The sequence below is a fragment of the Micromonospora sp. GCM10011542 genome (genome assembly GCF_042650685.1).
Lineage (GTDB): Bacteria > Actinomycetota > Actinomycetes > Mycobacteriales > Micromonosporaceae > Micromonospora.
In genome coordinates, this window is the sequence record NZ_JBHSBO010000053.1 from 1 (window position 1) to 555 (window position 555).

Consider the following 555-nt stretch of genomic DNA (forward strand, 5'->3'; position numbering starts at 1 on the left):
AGCCAGACCCGGCGCCACGAGAGGCCCCCCGGCCCGTGGCCCGCAGGTCACAGACTTCCCCCCCTTGAACTTTGTGCATGCGCCCGACGAGGTGCTGACACCACGAGCCGTTCCCCCGGCCATGGTGTTTCCTACCCCCGAAGGAGCTACTCCCATGAACACGATCATCCGTAAGAGCATGCTGTCCGTTGCTGGTCTCGCCTTCGCCGGTGGCATCTTCGCCGGCCCGGTCGCCGCCCACGCCGCCACCCCCGTGGTGGACGCCAAGCCGGTCGCGGTGGTGCAGGCCGACAAGTCCGACGCCGGGAAGCTGATCCCGCACGGTGTGCAGGGTAAGCAGTCGCGCATCGACCTGAACGATGAGCAGACGGCCAATGTCAAGGCGATCATCGCGGCGACGAAGAAGGCCGGCCTGCCCGAGCGGGCCGCGGTGATCTCGATCGCGACGAGCCTGCAGGAGTCGAAGCTGGAGAACCTGGGCCACCTCGGCGATGCCAATGACCACGACTCGCTGGGCCTGTTCCAGCAGCGCCCGTCGAGTGGTTGGGGCACGCC

1 protein-coding gene is annotated in these 555 nt (G+C 67.9%); it reads left to right on the plus strand.

Translation table 11 applies throughout. The annotated features are described in order from the left end of the window. Positions 1-154 precede the first annotated feature (154 nt). On the plus strand, positions 155-555 hold a 401-nt coding region (locus ACFOW4_RS20470), incomplete at its 3' end, for a hypothetical protein (protein WP_377530078.1).